This is a genomic window from Mesorhizobium sp. M7A.F.Ca.CA.004.12.1.1, assembly GCF_003997835.1.
Lineage (GTDB): Bacteria > Pseudomonadota > Alphaproteobacteria > Rhizobiales > Rhizobiaceae > Mesorhizobium.
Genome location: NZ_RZRK01001498.1, coordinates 1 through 483 on the forward strand (window position 1 = coordinate 1; position 483 = coordinate 483).

Sequence of the window (483 nt, forward strand, 5' to 3'; positions counted from 1 at the left end):
GACCAGGATGATGCCGCTCCAGCCGATGGCGAGATAGAAACCGATCGCCAGCCGGTCGAAACGGCCGGGAAAGAACACCTTGATGGCAATACCCAGCACTGCCGCGGCCCAGACCAGCACGATCATCCAGCGCGCCAGCGGCGAGCCTTCGAGCTGCGCCAGGAAAGGCGTATAGGTCGCGGCGATCAGCAGATAGATCGCGGCGTGGTCGAAACGCCGCAACACCCATTTTGCCGGCGACGACACCGGCCACAGATTGTAGGTCATCGACACCGAGAGCACGGTGAGCAGCGAAACCACGTAGAAGGCGGCGGCGATGTATTCGCCAGGTCCGACACGAAACGCCGCCAGCGCCAGCAGTGCCGACCCTGCCGCGATCGCCAGCACGATGCCGACCGCGTGGACGATACCGTCTGCGATCATCTCGGCACGCGAATAGTGCCAGCGTCCGATGAACGGGATATCGGGGTAGGGTTGGTTGTC

1 protein-coding gene is annotated in these 483 nt (G+C 63.4%); it reads right to left on the reverse strand.

The genetic code is table 11. The annotated features are described in order from the left end of the window. Positions 1-462: hemolysin III family protein (locus tag EN984_RS37230; protein ID WP_245480218.1), on the reverse strand; the 462-nt coding region annotated here is incomplete at its 3' end. Positions 463-483 lie beyond the last annotated feature (21 nt).